Source organism: Pantoea sp. MQR6, assembly GCF_022761075.1.
GTDB lineage: Bacteria > Pseudomonadota > Gammaproteobacteria > Enterobacterales > Enterobacteriaceae > Pantoea > Pantoea phytostimulans.
This window is the reverse complement of the sequence record NZ_JAKYXB010000001.1, coordinates 620,836-640,893: the sequence shown is the minus strand read 5'-3', so window position 1 is coordinate 640,893 and position 20,058 is coordinate 620,836. Positions and strand designations below refer to the sequence as shown.

General features: G+C 57.0%; 20 protein-coding genes. 1 reads left to right on the top strand and 19 read right to left on the bottom strand.

What is annotated here, in order from left to right; translation table 11 throughout:
- The 5 genes from MUG06_RS02785 to MUG06_RS02765 all read right to left on the bottom strand — a co-directional run bounded on the left by MUG06_RS02785 (position 1) and on the right by MUG06_RS02765 (position 5,446).
- Complete coding sequence (locus MUG06_RS02785; RefSeq protein ID WP_243077661.1) at positions 1–861, bottom strand: ketose 1,6-bisphosphate aldolase; 861 nt, start codon at positions 859–861, stop codon at positions 1–3.
- An 11-nt stretch (positions 862–872) separates the two neighbouring features.
- Positions 873–1,556 carry a D-lyxose/D-mannose family sugar isomerase gene (locus MUG06_RS02780; protein ID WP_215846493.1) on the bottom strand — a complete coding sequence of 228 codons (684 nt, stop codon included), beginning with the start codon at positions 1,554–1,556 and terminating at the stop codon, positions 873–875.
- Positions 1,557–1,602: 46 nt separating this feature from the next.
- Positions 1,603–2,541 carry an ABC transporter substrate-binding protein gene (locus tag MUG06_RS02775; protein ID WP_215846491.1) on the bottom strand — a complete coding sequence of 313 codons (939 nt, stop codon included), beginning with the start codon at positions 2,539–2,541 and terminating at the stop codon, positions 1,603–1,605.
- A 396-nt stretch (positions 2,542–2,937) separates the two neighbouring features.
- Complete coding sequence (locus MUG06_RS02770) at positions 2,938–3,921, bottom strand: ribose ABC transporter permease (protein ID WP_215846489.1); 984 nt, start codon at positions 3,919–3,921, stop codon at positions 2,938–2,940.
- Positions 3,922–3,931: 10 nt separating this feature from the next.
- Entirely contained in the window at positions 3,932–5,446 is a 1,515-nt protein-coding gene (locus tag MUG06_RS02765) for a sugar ABC transporter ATP-binding protein (RefSeq protein WP_215846488.1), read from the bottom strand.
- 143 nt (positions 5,447–5,589) lie between these two features.
- On the opposite strand from MUG06_RS02765, the gene MUG06_RS02760 reads away from it, so the two are divergent.
- Positions 5,590–8,187, top strand: coding sequence for an ATP-binding protein (locus MUG06_RS02760; RefSeq protein WP_243077660.1), 2,598 nt, complete (start codon positions 5,590–5,592; stop codon positions 8,185–8,187).
- Here MUG06_RS02760 and phnE (MUG06_RS02755) read toward each other — a convergent pair.
- The 14 genes from phnE (MUG06_RS02755) to phnF form a co-directional block, all read right to left on the bottom strand.
- Positions 8,141–9,025 carry a phosphonate ABC transporter, permease protein PhnE gene (gene phnE, locus MUG06_RS02755; RefSeq protein WP_243077659.1) on the bottom strand — a complete coding sequence of 295 codons (885 nt, stop codon included), beginning with the start codon at positions 9,023–9,025 and terminating at the stop codon, positions 8,141–8,143. The genes MUG06_RS02760 and phnE (MUG06_RS02755) overlap by 47 nt on opposite strands.
- Positions 9,022–9,882, bottom strand: a complete 861-nt coding sequence (gene phnE, locus MUG06_RS02750; protein ID WP_243077658.1) for a phosphonate ABC transporter, permease protein PhnE — start codon at positions 9,880–9,882, stop codon at positions 9,022–9,024. The genes phnE (MUG06_RS02755) and phnE (MUG06_RS02750) overlap by 4 nt, the downstream gene beginning before the upstream one ends.
- Positions 9,883–10,459: 577 nt before the next feature.
- The gene (gene phnD, locus MUG06_RS02745) at positions 10,460–11,389 is read right to left on the bottom strand and encodes a phosphonate ABC transporter substrate-binding protein (protein WP_215846483.1); all 930 of its coding nucleotides are present in this window, start codon (positions 11,387–11,389) and stop codon (positions 10,460–10,462) included.
- A 26-nt stretch (positions 11,390–11,415) separates the two neighbouring features.
- Positions 11,416–12,246, bottom strand: coding sequence for a phosphonate ABC transporter ATP-binding protein (gene phnC, locus MUG06_RS02740; RefSeq protein ID WP_243077657.1), 831 nt, complete (start codon positions 12,244–12,246; stop codon positions 11,416–11,418).
- A gap of 80 nt (positions 12,247–12,326) precedes the next feature.
- Positions 12,327–13,097 (bottom strand): phosphonate metabolism protein PhnP, encoded by a 771-nt coding sequence (phnP, locus tag MUG06_RS02735; RefSeq protein ID WP_243077656.1) that lies wholly within the window; start codon positions 13,095–13,097, stop codon positions 12,327–12,329.
- Positions 13,094–13,645: a ribose 1,5-bisphosphokinase gene (gene phnN, locus MUG06_RS02730; RefSeq protein ID WP_243077655.1), complete on the bottom strand. Its 552-nt coding sequence runs from the start codon at positions 13,643–13,645 to the stop codon at positions 13,094–13,096. The genes phnP and phnN overlap by 4 nt, the downstream gene beginning before the upstream one ends.
- Positions 13,646–13,656: 11 nt before the next feature.
- Positions 13,657–14,793, bottom strand: a complete 1,137-nt coding sequence (phnM, locus tag MUG06_RS02725; RefSeq protein WP_243077654.1) for an alpha-D-ribose 1-methylphosphonate 5-triphosphate diphosphatase — start codon at positions 14,791–14,793, stop codon at positions 13,657–13,659.
- Positions 14,790–15,494 (bottom strand): phosphonate C-P lyase system protein PhnL, encoded by a 705-nt coding sequence (gene phnL, locus MUG06_RS02720; RefSeq protein WP_243077653.1) that lies wholly within the window; start codon positions 15,492–15,494, stop codon positions 14,790–14,792. The genes phnM and phnL overlap by 4 nt, the downstream gene beginning before the upstream one ends.
- A gap of 10 nt (positions 15,495–15,504) precedes the next feature.
- Positions 15,505–16,266 carry a phosphonate C-P lyase system protein PhnK gene (phnK, locus tag MUG06_RS02715; protein WP_243077652.1) on the bottom strand — a complete coding sequence of 254 codons (762 nt, stop codon included), beginning with the start codon at positions 16,264–16,266 and terminating at the stop codon, positions 15,505–15,507.
- Positions 16,256–17,104 carry an alpha-D-ribose 1-methylphosphonate 5-phosphate C-P-lyase PhnJ gene (locus tag MUG06_RS02710; RefSeq protein ID WP_243077651.1) on the bottom strand — a complete coding sequence of 283 codons (849 nt, stop codon included), beginning with the start codon at positions 17,102–17,104 and terminating at the stop codon, positions 16,256–16,258. The genes phnK and MUG06_RS02710 overlap by 11 nt, the downstream gene beginning before the upstream one ends.
- The gene (locus MUG06_RS02705; protein WP_243077650.1) at positions 17,097–18,173 is read right to left on the bottom strand and encodes a carbon-phosphorus lyase complex subunit PhnI; all 1,077 of its coding nucleotides are present in this window, start codon (positions 18,171–18,173) and stop codon (positions 17,097–17,099) included. The genes MUG06_RS02710 and MUG06_RS02705 overlap by 8 nt, the downstream gene beginning before the upstream one ends.
- Positions 18,173–18,748, bottom strand: coding sequence for a phosphonate C-P lyase system protein PhnH (gene phnH, locus MUG06_RS02700; RefSeq protein WP_243077649.1), 576 nt, complete (start codon positions 18,746–18,748; stop codon positions 18,173–18,175). The genes MUG06_RS02705 and phnH overlap by 1 nt, the downstream gene beginning before the upstream one ends.
- The gene (gene phnG / locus MUG06_RS02695; RefSeq protein ID WP_243077648.1) at positions 18,745–19,194 is read right to left on the bottom strand and encodes a phosphonate C-P lyase system protein PhnG; all 450 of its coding nucleotides are present in this window, start codon (positions 19,192–19,194) and stop codon (positions 18,745–18,747) included. The genes phnH and phnG overlap by 4 nt, the downstream gene beginning before the upstream one ends.
- Positions 19,194–19,907: a phosphonate metabolism transcriptional regulator PhnF gene (phnF, locus tag MUG06_RS02690; protein WP_243078484.1), complete on the bottom strand. Its 714-nt coding sequence runs from the start codon at positions 19,905–19,907 to the stop codon at positions 19,194–19,196. The genes phnG and phnF overlap by 1 nt, the downstream gene beginning before the upstream one ends.
- Between the last annotated feature and the right edge of the window lie 151 nt (positions 19,908–20,058).

Genomic DNA, 20,058 nt, shown 5'->3' with positions numbered 1-20,058 from the left:
TCACGCCTTCCCGCTGCTGCCGAAAATCTGCATCTGTTGCATGACAATCTCGCTGATCGCCGTTTCCACTGCCATTAGCATTTCAGCAAACTCGTCGTAGCGCGTGTTACGCGAGGACATGCACTGATCGATCGCGCCCAGCGCCGCCTGCGACATGCCGGTATAAAAGTTGATTTCATGAATGCCCAGTTCAATAGCGCGACGGAAATCGGCGTCGCTGATCCCTGATCCACCGTGTAACACCAGCGGCACGCCCGCCTGCTGACGTATCGCTGCCAGCCGCTCAAAGTCGAGTTTCGGCTCGCCTTTGTATTTGCCATGCGCATTGCCAATCGCCACCGCTAAAGTATCGATACCGGTTTCTCGCACAAATTCGGCCGCGAGGTTCGGGTCGGTAAATTTTGCGCTGTCCGCTTCGCCAAACAGTGCGCCGCCTTCATCGCCGCCTACTGCACCCAACTCCGCTTCCACCGACACGCCTACCGCATGCGCAATTTTTACCACTTCTCGCGTCTGACGCAGGTTCTCTTCATAACTCAGCGTTGAACCATCAAACATTACCGAGGTAAAGCCCAGGCGAATCGCCTGCATCACCGCCTCAAAATGCAGGCCGTGATCGAGATTCAGCACCACCGGAATAGCATGTTTCGCCGCTTCAAAACGCACCGCTTCCACCAGATGATCAAGGGTGATGTATTTGAAATGCACCTCCGCGATATTGATGATAAACGGCGAACGCTGCTGCTCAGCTGCCTTGAACAGCGCACGCAGAAAATGGGTGTCGATAACATTAAATGCACCCAACGCATAACCGTGTTGCTGCGCGTGGGCCAAGCCCTGCGCTAAAGAGATCAATGCCATGCTTTACTCCTTCAGGTTAGCCAGCGGTCATATTCGTTACAGAGCAGCCAGCGCGGTTGTTCATCCTCATCAATCGGATTGAAGCGTGCTAGCGGCGTAAGAAACACGTTGTCATGGTCGTCGTCATTGGGCATGGAAACTTCGCCTACCAGCACATCACCTAATCCCTCTTCGCCCCAGAAGCTGTGCCAGATGCCCGGCACCAGCGTAACGCTTTCGCCTGGCGATAAACGCAGCTGTGAACCGGCGGCATGCGTTTGGCTGAGGCCATCCAGCGTGACGTTGACGGGTGTGTTCGCCAGGCCATCACCGTCGCGGTTGTGCAGCGTGACAATAAGATTGCCGCCACCACGATTGATAATGTCTTCCATCTTTTGCGGGTGATAATGCATCGGCGTCACCTGAGCTTCACGCACGTGCATGATCTTTTCGGCGTAGGGTTTGTGCCAGGGTTTGCCGCCCGGCGATCCGTTGCGCAGGGTGAACAGCGTCAGGCCGGTTTGCTGGAAATCATCTTCGCCAAAGCTGGTCACATCCCAGCCGAGATGCAGCGCCAGCAATTCTGATGCTGAAGCGCGATCAAGCGCACGCCACTGGCTGAGGCCGTAATCTGCCCATGGCGGCAAATGAACGTCCTGACGCATAAAGAACTCACGCGTCAGTTGCAAGATGGTGTTGACTTCGGAACGTTGCATGGTCGAACCTCCGAAACAGGCGGCATCATGACATGCCGCATGCGGGTTATTTCACCGTCCAGCCTTTGTAGCCGCCGATGTTGTTGCGATCGATCATGCTGACCGGAATCAACACCGGTTTATCCGGCGCCGGTTTGCCTTGCAGTATGTCGTAGCCAATTTCCACCGCTTTCGCCGCCATCACTTGTGGATCCTGCGCGGGCGTTGCGACAAACAGGGAATTTTTACGCTTCAGCGCCTCTTCGCCATCCGGTGATCCATCGACACCAACAATAAAGAATTCGCTGCGCTGAGCCTGTTTCGCCGCCAGATCGGCACCGATCGCGGTGGGATCGTTAATGGCAAAAACTGCATCAATTTTTGGATTAGCCGAGAGCAAACCGGTCATCACTTCCAAGCCGCCTTCACGGCTGCCTTTGGCGTTTTGGTTATAGGAAAGCAGCTTGATGTTGGGATGACGTTTAAATTCGGTCATGCAGCCTTCCACGCGGTTTTGCACTGCAGAGACCGGTGGGCCGTTGATGATCACCACGCTGCCGGTCTCTTTCAGGCGCTGGGAAATATATTTACAGGCCATTTCTCCGGCTTGGGTGTTATCGGACGTAATAGTGGCATTGGCACCATCAGCGGCAACGTCGACGGCAACCACCACAATGCCAGCATCACGCGCACGTTTTACCGCCGGTGCAATGCCTTTGGAATCGGCGGCGTTGAGGATAATCATGTCCACTTTCGCGGCGATAAAGTTATCGATCTGGCCAACCTGCTGCCCCAGATCGTAGCCGCTGGAGACCAGCGTGACGTTGACTTTGTCACCCGCCAGTTCACGCGCTTTCATCTCCGCGCCTTTGGTGATCTGTACGAAGAACGGGTTAGCGAGATCGCCCACCGTCACGCCGATAGATTTCAGTTCTTTCGCCTGAGCCACGCCAGCACTGAACAGCGTCGCCGCCAGCAGCCCGGTTACGATCGGATTAAAACGCATTGTGCTTCTCCTGCTGTTTTACCCGTCATATTCCACGCTACAGATGTGTTGGCTTCACTTATCCAAGTGAATCACTGACATCCGTCAGCTCATCGAGATGGATTCGTTTGCCGCCTTGCTGCAACCTGAAATATTTTGGGTAGTTATGATTGCCAACCGCTGAATGGCGTAGGGTAAAAATTTTTATCGGGAGTCGTTTGCCAACTCGGTCCCCATAAGTGCGAGGTCGTTTGTCCCCCACCTCGGTCCTCCCCCATGCATGGGGGAGGAAGATGCTGCCGCATGCCAGTATTGAAGCTGCATGTGGCAGCGTCTCCTTCCCCCGCTTCGCGGGGGAAGGCTGGGATGGGGGACAGCGCGCACCTCACCAGGGACAGCGCGCTCCTCACCCATCGTTCAACTCACGTGATGACGTGTACGATATTTATCGATCAACACCGCGATAATGATCACCGCGCCCTTGATCACCAACTGCCAGAAATAGGAAACCCCCATCAGCGTCATGCCGTTGTTCAGCGTCGCGATAATCAGCGCGCCAATCAGCGTGCCGGTGATGGTGCCAATACCGCCGACAAAACTGGTGCCGCCGAGGATCACCGCTGCAATCGCATCCAGCTCATAGCCCACGCCTAAGTTGCCGTTGGCGCTATACAGCCGTGACGCGCTCATCAATCCGCCCAAACCTGATAGCAAGCCGCTCATGCCATAAACAAACGCCAATACCACGCCGACTTTAATCCCGGTTAACCGCGCGGCTTGCATGTTGCCGCCAACCGCGTAGATGTGAACGCCCAGCGTGGTGCGGCGCAAAATAAACCAACACAGCGCAATCACCGCAAAAGCGATCACAATCAGCCACGGCACCGGGCCTAGATAACCGTTGCCTATCCATTCAAAATTAATATCGGAGTTGATGACCGTGGTGCCATCCGCCAGCAAATAGGCGGCACCACGCAATGCGGTATAAGTACCGAGCGTGACAATAAACGGAGGCAGTCCGGCCCATGCCACTAAAATGCCGTTGAACAGCCCCATTATCAGCCCGGCGCCGAGCGCCATGGGAATCGTCAACGAGGCCAGCATCGGATCCAACGACGCCACCAGCGCCACCACCGCAGTGGTGCCGAGCATCGATCCCACTGACAGATCAATCCCGCCGGTCAGAATCACAAAGGTCATTCCCGCCGCAAGCACGATATTGATGGAGGCCTGACGCGTAATGTTCAGCAGGTTTGCTTCAGTAAAAAAGTTGGGTGCCACAAAACCAAAAATCGCGACGATCAGGATCAAGATCGGCAAGATACCGATGGTTTGCAGCAAATCGCCCATCAGGGCGCGTTTCAGTGTCGGCGCTTTGGCGCGTGCGGTTGGTGCTGTCATGGTTTTCTCCTCACACTTCAAGCGGGGATGCGCTGTGCGCACCGGTTGCCAGCGTCATAATGTTTTCCTGACTGATGTTGTCGCCTTCCAGCTCACCAGCGATGCTGCCTTCGCGCATCACGTAAACGCGGTCGCTCATACCCACCACCTCCGGCAGCTCGCTGGAGATCATTAATATCGCTACGCCCTGGCGCGCCATCTCCTGCATCATGCGATAAATTTCACTTTTGGCTCCGACGTCAACGCCGCGCGTCGGTTCGTCGAGAATCAAGATACGTGGGCCAATTGAGACCCAGCGCGAAATCAACAGCTTCTGCTGATTACCGCCAGACAAACCGCCGGCCCGCACTTGCGCATGCGGCACACGAATGTTGAGGTTGGCAATGGCATCGTTAGCGATTTTTTGCCCTTTGCGACGATCAAGCAGGCCATAATTGGCATCGCGTTCTAGCGTGGCCATCACAATGTTCTCCATCGCCGCCATCTCCAGAAACAGACCTTGTTCCTTGCGGTTCTCGGTAAGAAAACCGATGCCGCGCGCAATCGCATCACGGGGCGAATGAATCGTGACTTTTTGACCATCTACCCAGATTTCGCCCTCTTTCGGCTTATGCACGCCAAAGATCAGCTGCGCCAGCTCACTGCGTCCGGCACCGACCAGCCCGGCTAATCCCACGATTTCGCCCGCGCGCACGGCCAGGCTGCTGGGATGCACTTTGCCTCCATCGCCAAGATGATTCACTGCCAGGCGAATATCACCCATCGCAATGTTGCGGTCTTTATTGAACAGATCGCTGAGCGGCCTGCCGACCATCATGCGCACCAGCTCACTGGCGTTGAGATTCTCCCGCGTCAGGCTGCCAACATATTCGCCATCGCGCAGCACGCTGACGCGATCCGACAGCTCATAGACTTCCGCCATGCGATGACTGATATAGATGATCGCCATGCCTTCACCGCGCAGGCGCTTGATCAGCGCAAACAGCTGCTCGGTCTCGCGGTTAGAGAGTGCAGCGGTAGGCTCATCCATTACCAAAATGCGACTGTTGCGATGCAGCGCACGGGCGATTTCCACCTGCTGTTGTTCAGCAATACTGAGGCGGTTAACCAGGTCGTTGGCGCTGAACTGCGCGCCCAGTCGATCAATCACCTGCTGCGCCTCATCGGCCATTTGGCGCCGCTTCACCATGCCGCCTCGGGTGATTTCACTGCCAAGAAAGATGTTTTCCGCCACCGTGAGATTCGGTGCCAGATTGATTTCCTGATAAATCAGGGTGATGCCTGCCGCTAACGCCTCTTTGGGCCCTTTAAGCGTGTAGGCTTTGCCGTCAATTAAAATTTCCCCGCTGCTGGCGCTATAGGCTCCTGCCAGGATTTTCATCAAGGTGCTTTTTCCGGCTCCGTTCTCCCCCATCAGCGCGTGAACTTCACCAGGATAAACCGTGAGATCGACACCTTTCAAGGCGTAGAAATTGCCGAAGCGGCGGGTGATTTTCCGCATTTCCAGTATTGGTGTGGCTGTCATCTGCCCGCTCCTGCTGACTATGAATGCCAGCAGTAAAGCAACGCCAGATAAATGGAAAATGTCAGCACCCATTCATATTTGTCATATTTGCCCGCGGCCCCGCTCTTATACTCGCCCCATTAGCGCGGTAAGGGAGACGATGTATGCAGCGCGATTATCCGTGGCAGGCCGGGGCCCGAGGCCGTCTGCTGCTGTTCAACTTGCTGGTGGTCTGCGTCACGCTCATGGTGAGCGCGGTCGCGATTCTCGGGTTTCGCCACGCCGGGGCGATTCAGGAGCAGGCGCAGGCGCAAACGCTGGCGGACATGAACGGCAGCCTGGCGCTGGCGCGTGATACCGCCAATGTCGCCACCGCGGCGGTACGGTTGTCACAGGTGGTGGGCGCGCTGGAATACCAAAGTGAATCGTTGCGCCTGCAGCAAAATCAGCAGGCGCTGCAACAGTCGCTCTCCTTACTGGCGAATGCCCCGATGGCGTCACGCCAGCCAGAGCGGGTGGCGCGTATCCGTGCGCGCAGCCTAATGCTTGAGCAAACCATTACTCAGCTATTGCGCACCGGGCATCAGCGCCATCTGCAACGTAACCTGATGCTCAGCGGCCTGTGGCAATCCCAACTGCTGCTCAGTCATATTAATCAGCTCGCCTTAAAAAATGCGGCGCTTGCCCCGAATGCCGCGCTGCGTCAACAGACTGAGCAGCTGCTTACCGTGGCGATTCGCACGCCTTCACCGGTCGCCGCCATCGATCAATTAGGTGAAGTGATGATGGCGTGGCGCAGCGCGCCTGCTCGCGGCGTGCTGGCAGATCACGTGCAACGCTTATTAACGGCCCAGCAGCAACTGGTGCCGCTGACGACAGATCTGGAGCAGAGTGATTTAGCCATTGCCTACGCGACCTATCGCATCAAAGCGCTGGTGGCGATGCTCAATGAAGACATCACCGCCTATGTGCAGCAAGTGGCGCAGCAGAGCGAAACGCGCACTTTGGCCACCCATCAGGAGCTTGATTCAATCATCGGGTTTATCGCGTTGTTTGTGCTGCTGGCGCTGGCGATTACCTGCTACGCCGGTTATTACATTTATCGCAATTTAGGTTCCAGCCTGACGGCGATTGCCGGGGCGATGACGCGATTAGCGCAAGGCGAACAGAATGTCAGCGTGCCCGGGCTGCAACGTCGCGATGAGCTGGGCGATTTGGCCCGCGCCTTTAACGTATTTGCGCGTAACACCGCGTCGCTGGCCCACACTTCACGCCTGTTAAAAGAGAAAAGTAATCAGCTTGAGTCGACCTTTTTGGCGATGCGCGATGGCTTTGCGCTGTTTGATAACAGTGGGCGATTAGTGGTGTGGAATGCGCAATACGCCGAGCTGTTGGGCATTGCGCCGCGTGATCTGCATCGCGGGCTGCATTACCAACTGCTGTTACAGCGGCTGGATATTCATCTGCACGGATTGGGTGAGCCGCAGGAGATCCGGCTGGCTGACGGCCGCACGCTGGAGTTGCGTTTCAGCCCGGTACCACGGCGCGGCATGGTGAATACGGTGCTGGAGCGCAGCGCGCGTAAAGCGTTGGAAGAAGCGCTGGTGCACAGTCAAAAAATGAAAGCGGTCGGTCAGCTGACCGGTGGCATTGCCCATGATTTTAATAATCTGCTGGCGGTGATCATCGGCAGCCTGGCGTTAACCCAAGGCCAACTGCCGCCGGGGCCCCTTGCCAGCCGCATTGATCGTGCACGTCAGGCCGCCGATCGGGCTGCGCTGCTGACCCAGCGCCTGTTGGCTTTTTCTCGCAAACAGGCGCTGCATCCCAATGCGGTGTCGGTGGTAACGCTGGTGGATAACCTGCAAGGCCTGTTGCAGCATTCGCTGTTGCCCGGACAACAGCTGGTGATTGATGCCCAGCGTCCTGGCTGGCCCGCGTGGATCGACGCCAGTCAGTTAGAGAATGCGTTGATGAATTTGGTGGTCAACGCGCGCGATGCTATGGCGCAGCAAAGCGGTGAGATTCGCCTGCGTATCTGGAATCAGCGGCGTCTGGAACAGGGTGAGAAGCGCGACAGGGTGACAATTGAGGTGATTGATCACGGCAGCGGTATGTCATCGGAGGTGCGCGAACAGGTGTTTGAGCCGTTCTTCACCACCAAAGCCACCGGCAGTGGCAGCGGATTGGGTTTGTCGATGGTGTACGGTTTTGTTCGTCAATCGGGCGGGCAAATTGAACTGGAAACTGCGCCGGGGCAAGGCACGACTGTTCGCCTGCTGTTGCCACGCGCACCTGAAACCGCCGCCACCGCCGCCGTTGTCGCGCCACCGCAACCCGACGCGGCGGGCGATCGGCTGGTGTTAGTCGTAGATGATGAACCGGCGGTGAGGCAAACCTTATGCGAACATCTGCATCAGCTGGGCTATTTGACGCTGGAGTGCGGCGATGGCGAAAGCGCGTTGAATCTGCTGCGCCAGACGCCGGATATCGATCTGCTGATCAGTGATTTGATGCTACCGGGTGAAATCAACGGGGCGGAGGTGATTCGCCAGGCGCAGCAGAACTGGCCGCAGTTGGCGACGCTGTTAATCAGCGGTCAGGATCTGCGCCACCAGCCCGTGACGCTACCGCTGTGCGAACGTTTGGCGAAACCCTGGCAGGAGGCGCAATTAGTGCAGGCGTTACAGCGCGCATGGCAGCGCAGCGAGCGGCTTAGTCGCGCGCAGCAGGCTGCCACAGCGGCACCGTTTTCCCAATGATGTAGCGTTTGCGCAGGCGGCTGGAGATCGCATCCATCACCATCACAATCACCACCAAAACCAGGGTAATAAACATCACTACGTCCCAATTCCACAAGCGCATGTTTTCAGCGTAAACCAGCCCCACGCCGCCCGCGCCAACAAAACCCAACACCGCCGCCGATCGGGTATTGGATTCTATCTGATAGAGGCTCAGCGCCAGGAAACTGGGAAAGGATTGGGTAAAGATGCCGAAGCGATGTTTTTGCAAACTGTTTGCGCCCAATGCGCCCAAGCCACGACTTGGCGAGCGCTCTACCGCTTCATGCCCTTCGGAGTAAAGTTTGCCGAGCAGCCCCACATCTTGCATCACAATCGCCAACACGCCCGCCAGCGGCCCCATGCCTACCGCTCGCACAAATATCAGCCCCCATATCGCCATATCTACGCCGCGCAGCAGGTCAAACATGCGACGAACCAGCAGCGCAATCGGCCAGCTGATGCGCGTGTGCATCACGTTGCGTGCCGCCAGAAACGACAGCGGCAAGGCGATGATCGAGGCGGTAATCGTGCCAGCAAACACAATCGCCAGCGTGATCCCTATCTGGGACAGATAATAACCAAACGGCCAGTTGGCGAAATCCTGCCAGACAAACATGCGCAAAAAATAGCGGCCTAACTGTTGAACGCCGTTTTCCAACCGGCTCCACTCAATGCCGAAGACAGAAAAAAAGAACAGGTAATAAAGCAGCACCGCGAGGGCAATCAGGCCAATGCGGCGCAGATAACGGTTTTGCAGGGCAAACAACGCGCTGTGTTGCTGCTTGAGTTTCGCGACATCGGGTGCAAGCGCAATCATGATTTACCCTCTACTACGCGGCGACGCAGGCGACCAGAAACGGTATCCAGCAGCGAAACCACGGCGATAATCAGCAGTAATGTGATGCTGACCTGATCGAAACGGTCAAGTTTGATATTGGTCATCAGCTCTTGTCCGATGCCGCCTGCGCCAACTAAACCGAGAATGGTTGAGGAGCGGAAGTTGACCTCTAAACGCATAAAGCTGTAGGAGAGGAATACCGGTTTAACCTGCGGCCAGAAGGCGAAGCGTATGCGTTGCAACTTGCTGGCACCACAGGCTGCGAGGCCGCGCACCGGTTTATCGGAAGCGGATTCTATCGCTTCGTAAAACAGCTTGGTCAGGCTGCCGATGGCGTGCAGCGCCAGCGCCATAAAGCCCGGAATAGCGCCGATGCCAAAGGCCATGACAAACATCACCGCCCACGCCAGTTCTGGCATGGTGCGCAAAAAGGCTACCCCAGAACGGATAGCAAACCGTACGCTTACGGGCATTTGCGTGTTGTCGGCGGCAAAAAAGGCCAGCACCGTGGCAACGCAGACGGCAATTATTGTGGAAGCCAGCGCCAGTTGCAGCGTTTCCCAAATCAGCGGCAGCTGGATATGCAGGCGATAACCCCAATACGCCAGCGAGCCTTCCGTTTTTCCATCGGCGAACAGCAGCGGCAGATGTAGCACCGGAACGATTTCGCGGATGTAATCAAAAAAGTTAGGCAGCGATTGCCAGACGTTAATCAGATTAAATTCCGCCACGTTGCCCGCAGCCAGATAGAGCGCCACCAGCAACAAAGACCAGAGCAGCGAGTCGCGTTTCTGTTGGCTGCGGATGCGTTGGTAATAACGTTCGAAGTCAGTCAAAAGCTTTTCTCGCATAAGTTGAAGTCTGTGCGCGCGGTCCCCCATAAGTGCGGGGTCGTTTGTCCCCCACCTCGGTCCTCCCCCATACATGGGGGAGGAAGATGCTGCTACATGCGAGTATTGAAGCTGCATGTGGCAGCGTCTCCTTCCTCCGCTTCGCGGGGGAAGGTCGGGATGGGGGACAGCGCGCAGATAACATCGTTTGTCCCCCACCTCGCTCCCTATAAGTGCGGGGTCGTTTGTCCCCCACCTCAGTCCTCCCCCATGCATGGGGGAGGAAGATGCTGCCACATGCGAGTATTGAAGCTACATGGGGCAGCGTCTCCTTCCTCCGCTTCGCGGGGGAAGGTCGGGATGGGGGACAGCGCGCAGATAACATCGTTTGTCCCCCACCTCGCTCCCTAAAAGTGCGGGGTCGTTTGTCCCCCACCTCAGTCCTCCCCCATGCATGGGGGAGGAAGATGCTGCCACATGCGAGTATTGAAGCTGCATGTGGCAGCGTCTCCTTCCCCCGCTTCGCGGGGGAAGGTCGGGATGGGGGACAGCGCGCACCGATTCAGCGCGCTAAGGCGCTAAATTACCCGCGGCTGCCCTTCATCAGGTCACGCTTCATATCAATCACATTCTGATAATCCGCTAGCGTTGCTTCACCAATATGCTGCTCTCCGCCCACCGCTTTCACGAAACAGGCGTGATCTTCTTTATCCAGCTTTTTGATCGCCGCCACTACTTTGGCTTTGAACTCTGCCGGCAGCTTATTGCTGACCAGCACCGGGCCGTTAGGAATCAGCGGCGACTGCCAGATAATGCGGATTTTGTTCATTAAATCGGGCTGATCCATACGCATCATTCGGGTAAAGGCACCCGAGGTATAACCGGTGCTGCGATCGCCCACCAGCGACGTCCAGGTCACTGCACCGGCAAACTGATCGTTTAACACGCCGAGAATGTCCTGCTCGTGGCCACCAGAAAAGGTGACGCTGGAGAAGAAATTGTTGTATTTGTCATCGACGCTGCCGCCAAACTCTTTCTTAAATGCCTGGTTCGGCATCAGGAAGCCCGACGTCGAATCGGGATCCGCCATCCCAAAAGCTTTGCCTTTCAAATCTTCCAACTTTTTGTACGGGCTGTCGGCTTTCACCACCACCACCGAGTGATAACCGCGGGACTGATCTTTGTCATCCACCACAATGCCCACGACATCTACCGCTTTTGGATCTTGCAGATAAACTGAGGCAAACGACGCGGGCGACATGCTCAGTACCATATCAATCTTGCCGCCCAGCAGCCCCTGAATCACGCCCGAATAGTCTGACGCGTTACGCATCTGCGTATCCACGTTCAGCTCTTTATCAAAAAAGCTTTTTACACACTGATTATCGCCAATCTGCTGGGTGGCGTTTTGACCGCCTAAAATGCCCAGATTCAGCTGTTTCGGTGCATCCGCTGCGTTAACGCCAAAGGTCATCAAAGCGCCAGTCACTAAAGCTAATGAAGTCAGTTTCATTCGAAGTTTTTCTCTTGCCGTGGAAGTTAGTGGAGCTGATTAATTTCATCACCGTACAGCTGGTGCAGCAGGCCGTCGGTGAGTTGGGAAGGATGTCCGTCGAACAGCACCACGCCGCGCTGAATGCCAATCACACGGGTGCAATAACTTTTCACCAGTTCGATGGAGTGCAGGTTGACCATCACGCTGATGCCCTGCTCGCTGACCTGACGCAACACATCCATGATGCGCTTGGTGTTTTTCGGATCCAGAGAAGCCACCGGCTCATCGGCCAGCAGGATTTTTGGGTTCTGCATCAACGCTCGACAAATCGCCACACGCTGCATCTGACCGCCCGACAAATTCTCGGCACGTTGCAGCGCCTGCGGCAGCATGTTCATCCACTGTAAAAGTTCGATGGCGTGTGCGCGGTCAGCGTCAGAAAAGACTTTAAAGAACGATTTCAGGGTGGCGGTCTGGCTCAGGCGGCCCAGCAGCACGTTGGTCAGCACGTCGAGACGTGGCACCAGACAGAAATCTTGAAAAATCATGCCGCATTCGCTGCGCCATTCGCGCATCTGGCGGCTGTTTAGCGTCACTACATCGCGATCGGCCTGGCCGTGGCGCAGGCTGACAATCGCGCCGTCAGTGGCCTCAATGGTGCCGTTCAACATGTGCAGCAGCGTCGATTTTCCTGCGCCTGAACGCCCCACCACGGCGACCAGTTCGCCCGCATGTAGATCGAAACTGACGTTATCCAGCACCCGGTTTTCACCGTAGGCTTTGCATAACCCCTGCACCGATAACACTTTTTGCCCGGTCTGGCTGGCCAGTGGCAGATCGTTGTCCACCACCGTTTTCAGAAGCGCCTGTGCCATGATCTTCTCCGTAATTGCGGTCTGTAAGGTCTGCGCTTATTAAGGCGATACGGGATGAATGCTGAATGACAGTTAAGTGATCAAACTGTGACAGGCTGATCGGCACCCAAACAGAGTGTCAAACCGTCGCGTGCCGGTTGAACATGTTCAGGTAACGAATGGTTGGCTAACCAGTTATCCATTTCATGACTGAGGTGCGTGAGCCATGCTTGACGTGGCTGAAGCTCATCAATAATCGCCAGCGCAAGTTGGACATCGTTGTGATTGCGCGCGTCACTGCGCGGCGGATCGTTGCAGTCCAGCACCAGCTGGTCCAGCGGTTGCCCAATGAGGTAATCACGCGTTTCCGGCGGCAGGCCGCAGGTATCGCACAGCCACGCCAGCCGCATGCCGTGCCAGTCAAACAGATAGCCGTGTGTGAGCCGTGAATGCTGCAACGGCAGTGGCGTGACGAATAGATTGCCAAACTGATGCGGCACGAACGGCGTAAGTGAGGGGCGGAAATCCAGCAGACCGGGGTGTTTAAACAGGTCATCGCTGCCCTTCTCATCGGGCGGGCCCCACACCGGAATCGGCGTGCCGACACCCCAGCGCAGCGCAAATAAACCCTGCACATGATCCATGTGATAGTGCGTCAGCAGAATGCGCGTCAGTTCTCCGGGCTGGAAACGTTCATGCAACAGCGGTAAACCGCCATCCAGCAAAATACGTTCGCTGCCCGCTTCAATCAGCGCACTGCAGGGTGCGCGTTTGCGTTTTTCATCGCGCCTGGCGCGGTGACAGGCCTGGCAGTCGCAGCCAAACAGCGGTGCGGCAGTCACACCGCCAGTGCCGAGAAAGGTCAGTTTCATCGGTATGCCTCGAGTAATTGACGCAGCTGCTGCACCGTCTGGCTCAGCGCGCCATCGTTATTGAGCAGTAAGCATCCATCCGGTTGCGGCTGTGTGGCGCGCTCCAGTCGCCGCACAATTTCCGCTTCACTCTCCCGGCCGCGCTGGCGTAAGCGTGCTGCCAGCACGGGCGGCGAGACTTCAAGACAGAGCGGCATCAGTTGTTCACCGTAACGTTGCATGACCTGCGCCAAATGCAGCCGCGAGCCGTTCACCAGCACGTTTTGACCGCGCGCCAGCCAAAGATCAATCTCGCTGCCGATGCCGTAATGAAAGCCATGCGCCTGCCAGCGAATCGCGAAAAAGCCCAGCGCGGCGCGGCGGGTAAACTCCTGTTCGGTGAGGGCAACGTGGTTTTCACCGCCAGCATCGGCGGCGCGAGTGATGTAGCGATGGGCAATCATCAACCCTGCTGGCGGCGCTTCTCGCAAAGCATTCAGCAGGCTATCCTTGCCCGATCCCGACGGCCCAATTAGCCAAATCAGCCTTGCCTTCTGCGGATATGACATTGGCGCGGCCATCAATAAACCTGCCGCCCTTTGGCCCAGACGTGGCGGATATGCGGATGACCATGTTCGGTGTGCGCCAGCACTAAATCGGCGCGGCGGCCTTCAGCAATCACGCCACGATCATCCAGTCCGATCGCCCGGGCGGGATTACACGTCACCAGCGCAATCGCCTGCGGCAAGTTCAGGCCATTGCGATCGTCAGCCGCCAGAAGAAACGCGGCGTCCAGCAGGCTGGCGGGATAGTAATCTGACGAGAGAATATCCAGCATACCCTGTGAAGCCAGCTCCCAGGCGGCGACGTTGCCGGAGTGCGAGCCGCCGCGCACAATGTTCGGCGCACCCATCAGCACCTGCATGCCGCGATGGCGTGAAGCGCGCGCCGCTTCCAGTTGAGTCGGAAATTCAGCGATGGCGCTGCCAACGGCAAACGACTCTTCAACATGCGCCACGGTGGCATCATCATGGCTGGCGAGCGTAATCTGTTGCTCACGGCACCGTGCAGCAATCGCCAGACGGTTGGACTGTGACCAGGCTTCCGCCAGCGTTAACTGCTCGCGCTCAAATTCATCCATCTGCTGATCGTTGAGATGATATTTCCCTTGGAAATATTGCCGATACTTTTCCAGCGAAACGTATTGCCGCTGGCCGGGCGAATGATCCATCAGCGATACCAGCGCCAGCTCCGGCGTGCTCATCAAGGCTTCAAACAGCGGCAGCGTGCTGGCATGCGGTAATTCACAGCGCAGATGCAGCAAGTGATCCGCACGATTCACCCCTTTACGGTTGCTGTCGCGGATGGCATCAATCATTTTGCTGAGATTATCCAGCCGATGGCCGCCATCACGGACGTCGCCGACGCCAATCGCGTCCAGCACGGTGGTGATGCCGCTGGCGATCATCAGCGCGTCGTGGCTGCTCATCGCGGAATGCGCTGGCCAGTCAACTTTGGGGCGCGGGGTAAAAAATTTATCGAGGTTGTCAGTATGCAGCTCAACTAAACCGGGCAGCAGAAACGCGCCTTCGCCATCCAGCGCGCCCGGCTGTTGGCTGCGGGTTTCGCTAAAGCTGGCGATAAAGCCATCACGCATCTCCAGCGATCCGGCGATCACCTCTTTTTCCAGTACCAGTTTGACGTTATTGATGATCATGCTTCCGCCCCCGAGCTAACCGGCTGCATAACGTGCAGGCGATCCGCCACCCGCTCGCGCACCGCCTGATCGTGAAAGATACCGACAATCGCCGCACCGCGTGTGCGTGCCTGTTCAATCAAACTCACCACCGCCGCGCTGTTGGCGCTGTCGAGTGACGCGGTGGGTTCATCCAGCAGCAGCACCGGATAATCAGCAATAAAGCCGCGGGCAATATTGACGCGCTGCTGTTCGCCGCCAGAAAAGGTTGACGGTGCCAGCGCCCATAGACGTTCTGGCACGTTGAGGCGCGTCAGCAGTTCTTTGGCGCGCTGCTCGCAAAAGGCGCGCTCAACGCCCCGTTCTAGCAGTGGCTGCATGACAATTTCCAGCGTTGGCACACGCGGGATCACCCGCAAAAACTGGCTTACCCAGCCGATCGTATCGCGGCGAATCGCAATAATCTGGCGCGCCGGGGCCTGCGCCATATCCATCCATTCGCCCCTGTGTTGCAGCCAGATATGACCGCTGTTGGCCTGATAATTGCCATATAGCGCGCGCAACAGCGTGGATTTTCCGCTGCCCGAATGGCCATGCAGCACCACGCATTCCCCCTGATTCACTTCAAGGCTGGCGTCCTGTAACACCGGCAGCGCCACGCTGTTTTGGTTATGCAGCACAAACGTTTTGCACAGCTGCTCGACGCGAAGTTGTGTGGTCATGTTCATCACCTTAATTAAGCACCGAGGAGACCAGCAGTTGGGTATAAGGATGATGTGGATCGTCCAACACCCGATCGGTCAAGCCGCTTTCTACCACCCGGCCTTGTTTCATCACCAGCAGGCGATGCGCCAGCAACCGCGCCACGCCGAGATCGTGGGTGACAATGATCACCGCCAGATTGAGTTCACGCACCAGCGTGCGCAGCATATCCAGCAAGCGCGCCTGCACCGACACATCCAGCCCACCGGTAGGCTCATCCATAAACACCAGTTTCGGCTGCGTCACCAGGTTGCGGGCAATCTGCAAACGCTGCTGCATACCGCCGGAGAAGGTAGTGGGTAAATCATCAATGCGGTTCGCTGCAATCTCGACTTCCTGCAACCAGTGGCTGGCTTCAGCGCGGATCTCACCATAATGACGATGCCCCACCGCCATTAATCGTTCACCGATATTGCCGCCTGCGGTGACTTGCGCACGTAACCCGTCCAGCGGATGCTGATGCACCACGCCCCATTCGGTACGCAGCAAGCGGCGGCGGTCGCTTTCGCTCATTTGATACAGGTCATGTTCACCGTATAAAATCGTGCCCTGCTGCGGCGTTAAGCGTGCTGATAGGCTGCGCAACAACGTGGTTTTGCCCGAACCCGATTCCCCGACAATGCCCAGCACTTCGCCGGGATAGAGATCAAAACTCACCGCTTCAAAACCTTTGCCCGGCGCGTAAAGGTGGGTGAGATTATTCACCGCAAGCAGCGGCTGTTCACTGTGCATGATGTTGTTCCTGCTGCTGATGGCAAAAATCGGTGTCCGAGCACACAAACATGCGTGTGCCCTGATCATCCATGACCACTTCATCAAGGTAGCTGTGACGCGAGCCGCACAGCGCGCAAGGCGCTTCCCACTGCTGCACGCTAAAGGGATGATCGTCAAAATCCAGGCTTTCTACTTTAGTGTAGGGCGGCAACGCATAGATGCGTTTTTCGCGTCCGGCACCAAACAGTTGCAGCGCGGGCATCATGTTCATTTTCGGGTTGTCGAATTTCGGAATGGGCGAAGGATCCATAACGTAGCGATTATTCACTTTCACCGGATAGGCATACGTGGTGGCGATATGGCCGTAACGCGCGATATCTTCATAGAGTTTCACCTGCATAATGCCGTACTCTTCCAAAGCGTGCAGGGTGCGGGTTTCAGTCTCACGCGGTTCGATAAAGCGCAGCGGCTCCGGGATCGGCACCTGAAAGATCAGGATCTGATCCTCCTCCAGCGGCGTTTCCGGGATGCGGTGGCGCGTCTGGATCAACGTTGCATCCACCGTGCGCTCTGTCACTGCCGCACCGCTGACGCGTTGGAAAAAGCGGCGTATCGACACCGCATTAGTGGTGTCATCTGCGCCTTGGTCAATCACCTTCAACACATCCTGATCGCCAATGATGCTGGCGGTGACCTGAATACCCCCCGTACCCCAGCCATAAGGCATTGGCATTTCACGTCCGGCAAACGGCACCTGATAACCGGGGATCGCCACCGCTTTTAGAATGGCGCGGCGAAGGGTGCGCTTGGTTTGCTCATCCAGATAGCCGTTGTTGTAGCCGCTTAACTCAGCCATGGTTACGCTCCTGATGATCCTGACGCAGCTGCTTCAACAGTTCCAGCTCCGCCTGGAAATCGACGTAGTGCGGCAGTTTTAAGTGGGAAACGAAGCCCGCCGCTTCAACGTTGTCGGCGTGCGACAGCACGAACTCTTCGTCTTGCGCCGGGCTGGTGATACGCTCGCCGTGTTCACGGGTTTGCAACGCGCGATCCACCAACGCCATCGCCATCGCTTTGCGTTCGGCGCGACCAAATACCAGACCGTACCCTCGGGTAAACTGCGGTGCCTGTTCGCCGTTATGGGTGAATCCGTTGACCATTTCGCATTCGGTCAACAGCAGTTCGCCGATCTCCAGCTCAAAACCGAGCTCTTCCGGGCAGATGCTGACGCTGAGATAGCCGGTGCGAATTTCTCCGGCGAAGGGATGGGTGCGGCCGTAACCGCGCTGCGTGGAGTAGCCCAACGCCAGCAGAAAACCTTCGTCACCGCGCACCAGTTGTTGCAAACGGGCGGCACGCGAAGCGGGAAAACCGATCGGCTCGCGAGTAATATCGGTAGGTTCGCTGCCATCATCCTTTTCACTGGCCGCTAACCCTTCTTCACTCATCATGCTGAACATGTGCGGACAACGCTGCGGCAGCGCCTGATCGTCTCGCGGTGCGGCGGGTGTTTCACCGTTTGCCAACAATGTGAAGTCGAGCAGTCGATGGCTGTAATCGTAGGTGGGGCCTAATACCTGGCCGCCTGGCAAATATTTGTAGACCGCCGAAATCCGCCGCTCGATACGCATTTGCCAGGTTGCCAGCGGCGTGCTTTCCGCCAGACGTGGCAAGGTGGTGCGATAAGCGCGCAGCAGGAAAATCGCCTCGACTAAGTCGCCGCTGGCTTGTTTGATCGCCAGCGCTGCCAGCTCAGGATCGTAAACACCGCCTTCGGTCATCACCCGATCCACCGCTAACCCCAACTGTTGGGCGACCTGATCACAGCCTAGCTCGGCGACATCTCGGCTACCGCGACGCAAAGCAGCCTGTAACTGATGGGCATTGGCAATCGCCTTTTCGCCCCCTTTCACCGCAACATACATCAGCAGACCTCCACGTCGGTAGAGCGCGGCAGCGCCATCATCGCTTCGCCACAGGTGAAGATCAGATCAACACCCTGTGGAAACGGATGCGGTCGGGTACGCAGATATTCCAACACGCTCTCCGGCAACTGTGGCGCAATGGCGCGTGTTTCACGCAGGCCCGGCCCCGACAAGCGCAGCGTCAGTCCGCCATTCAGTGAAGGCACTTCAATGATCAGCGTGGTGCTTTTCTCCGGCGACAGGTTATCGCCTGCTGCAAAATCAGCGGGATTGGGTTGCGAAGTGGCGTGGCTTAGGGCAAACGACGCACCACAGCTGTCGCTAATCGGCACGCCGGTATGAAAACGCAGGTTGCTGCGTAGCTGTTCATTATCCATTTTCGCATCGATCCACAGCGGACTTTCCTGATCCACCAATGTCAGTAACACCGCAGTGGCAGCGGGCGATAACGCACCCCAACCCTGTTGCAGCGGCAGCGACACCATCACGCCTGGCTCGCTCATCGCTTTGAGGATGCGGCGAAAGGCGCGCTGCGCATCAGCCACCGGATGGTTAAAACTTGCCAGTAAAGTCATTCATTATCTCCGCGTACCAGCGTAAAGAAGTCCACTTTGCTACTGGCTATTTCGCGTGCGCGCAGCTGTCGCTGCTCATCACGTAAGGCCGCCAGCGGCGTAATCACTTTTTCCTGTATCAGCGCGCGAAATTCCGGCTGCTGCATCAACGCATCGATCAGCGCGCAGCGCTCAGCCTGGGCTTTATCTCGTCCCAACAGATAGCTGTAACCCAAGGTGCCATCTTCCAACTGCACCACGGCGCGCGTGACGGTAGCATCGCCCATCACGAAGCGTTTGCCGCTGGCACCCATTCGCGCTTGCAGGCGCGTCAGGCCAATTTCTGCCGGACGGATCAGGGTAAAAGCAGGATGAAGATTGAGTGCCTGCCAGTGCGCCTTGAGGTTGGCTGCGCTGCTGTGTGCCAGCACCGAAAGCCAGTGCTGGCGGGCGGTTTGCTGTTCCATTAATGCTCCAGAGTGAGTTCAATCATGTCGCCGCGCGTTACGCTGACGGAGTATTCCGCCATGGCGCCGTCGGTGGTTTTATTCAGGGTGCGCACGCACAGCAGAGGCGACTGCAGTGCAATCTCCAGCTGTTTGCACTCTTTGGCCTGCGCGCGGCGGGTGCTGATTCGCGTCTGCGTGCGGACCAGATGTTTACCGGTGTGTTGAGAGAGATAATCGTGCAGCGATCCGCTGTTGAAACGTTGAAGTAGCGTCCACCAACTGAGATCGGGCAGGAAATGATTGATCACGCAGACCGGCACGCCATTAACCCGGCGCAGCGTCCGCAAATGGATGACGTTATCGCCTTCGGCAACAGCCAATGCGCTGGCGACCTCGTTGCTGGCGGGACGCAATACCGCTAACAGCCGCTCGCTGGTGGGATGGCTACCCTGCTCCAACAGGTTTTGACTGAAGCGCGCCTGGGCATGCAGCGGATAGTTATAGGGTCGCATTAGCACTAAAATGCCCACGCCGTGACGACGCTGCAGCAACCCTTTGTGCACGAGTTCATCCACCGCACGGCGCAGCGTATGGCGATTCACTGCGTAGTGATCGGCCAGTTGCTGCTCAGAAGGCAGATAATCACCACAGCGGTAACGTTGCTGCAGCGCCTGTTCCAGTTGGGCGGCAACAGCCTGATACACAGTGGTCGGATGTCTGGATAACTCCATCACGATCAAATCCTCACGCGTTAATGAGAAATAAAGGCAGCTGAAAAAGGTGCTGCGTGATGGCATTACCATGAAGTTTTTAGATGACAGAACGGTGACTGATGAATGACGCCACGATGAATTTGCTTTAAGACAGCATGATCACAGGTCA

Excerpts from the sequence above, each read along its gene's own strand:
- phnN (WP_243077655.1), bottom strand. The coding sequence starts at position 13,645 with ATGTCATATCCGCAGAAGGCAAGGCTGATTTGGCTAATTGGGCCGTCG.
- MUG06_RS02710 (WP_243077651.1), bottom strand. The coding sequence starts at position 17,104 with ATGGCTGAGTTAAGCGGCTACAACAACGGCTATCTGGATGAGCAAACC.
- phnF (WP_243078484.1), bottom strand. The coding sequence starts at position 19,907 with ATGGAGTTATCCAGACATCCGACCACTGTGTATCAGGCTGTTGCCGCC.
- phnC (WP_243077657.1), bottom strand. The coding sequence starts at position 12,246 with ATGGCACAGGCGCTTCTGAAAACGGTGGTGGACAACGATCTGCCACTG.
- phnP (WP_243077656.1), bottom strand. The coding sequence starts at position 13,097 with ATGAAACTGACCTTTCTCGGCACTGGCGGTGTGACTGCCGCACCGCTG.
- MUG06_RS02775 (WP_215846491.1), bottom strand. The coding sequence starts at position 2,541 with ATGCGTTTTAATCCGATCGTAACCGGGCTGCTGGCGGCGACGCTGTTC.
- phnL (WP_243077653.1), bottom strand. The coding sequence starts at position 15,494 with ATGACCACACAACTTCGCGTCGAGCAGCTGTGCAAAACGTTTGTGCTG.
- MUG06_RS02705 (WP_243077650.1), bottom strand. The coding sequence starts at position 18,173 with ATGTATGTTGCGGTGAAAGGGGGCGAAAAGGCGATTGCCAATGCCCAT.
- phnM (WP_243077654.1), bottom strand. The coding sequence starts at position 14,793 with ATGATCATCAATAACGTCAAACTGGTACTGGAAAAAGAGGTGATCGCC.
- phnG (WP_243077648.1), bottom strand. The coding sequence starts at position 19,194 with ATGGAACAGCAAACCGCCCGCCAGCACTGGCTTTCGGTGCTGGCACAC.
- phnH (WP_243077649.1), bottom strand. The coding sequence starts at position 18,748 with ATGACTTTACTGGCAAGTTTTAACCATCCGGTGGCTGATGCGCAGCGC.
- phnE (WP_243077659.1), bottom strand. The coding sequence starts at position 9,025 with ATGATTGCGCTTGCACCCGATGTCGCGAAACTCAAGCAGCAACACAGC.
- phnD (WP_215846483.1), bottom strand. The coding sequence starts at position 11,389 with ATGAAACTGACTTCATTAGCTTTAGTGACTGGCGCTTTGATGACCTTT.
- MUG06_RS02760 (WP_243077660.1), top strand. The coding sequence starts at position 5,590 with ATGCAGCGCGATTATCCGTGGCAGGCCGGGGCCCGAGGCCGTCTGCTG.
- MUG06_RS02770 (WP_215846489.1), bottom strand. The coding sequence starts at position 3,921 with ATGACAGCACCAACCGCACGCGCCAAAGCGCCGACACTGAAACGCGCC.
- phnK (WP_243077652.1), bottom strand. The coding sequence starts at position 16,266 with ATGCACAGTGAACAGCCGCTGCTTGCGGTGAATAATCTCACCCACCTT.
- MUG06_RS02780 (WP_215846493.1), bottom strand. The coding sequence starts at position 1,556 with ATGCAACGTTCCGAAGTCAACACCATCTTGCAACTGACGCGTGAGTTC.
- MUG06_RS02785 (WP_243077661.1), bottom strand. The coding sequence starts at position 861 with ATGGCATTGATCTCTTTAGCGCAGGGCTTGGCCCACGCGCAGCAACAC.
- MUG06_RS02765 (WP_215846488.1), bottom strand. The coding sequence starts at position 5,446 with ATGACAGCCACACCAATACTGGAAATGCGGAAAATCACCCGCCGCTTC.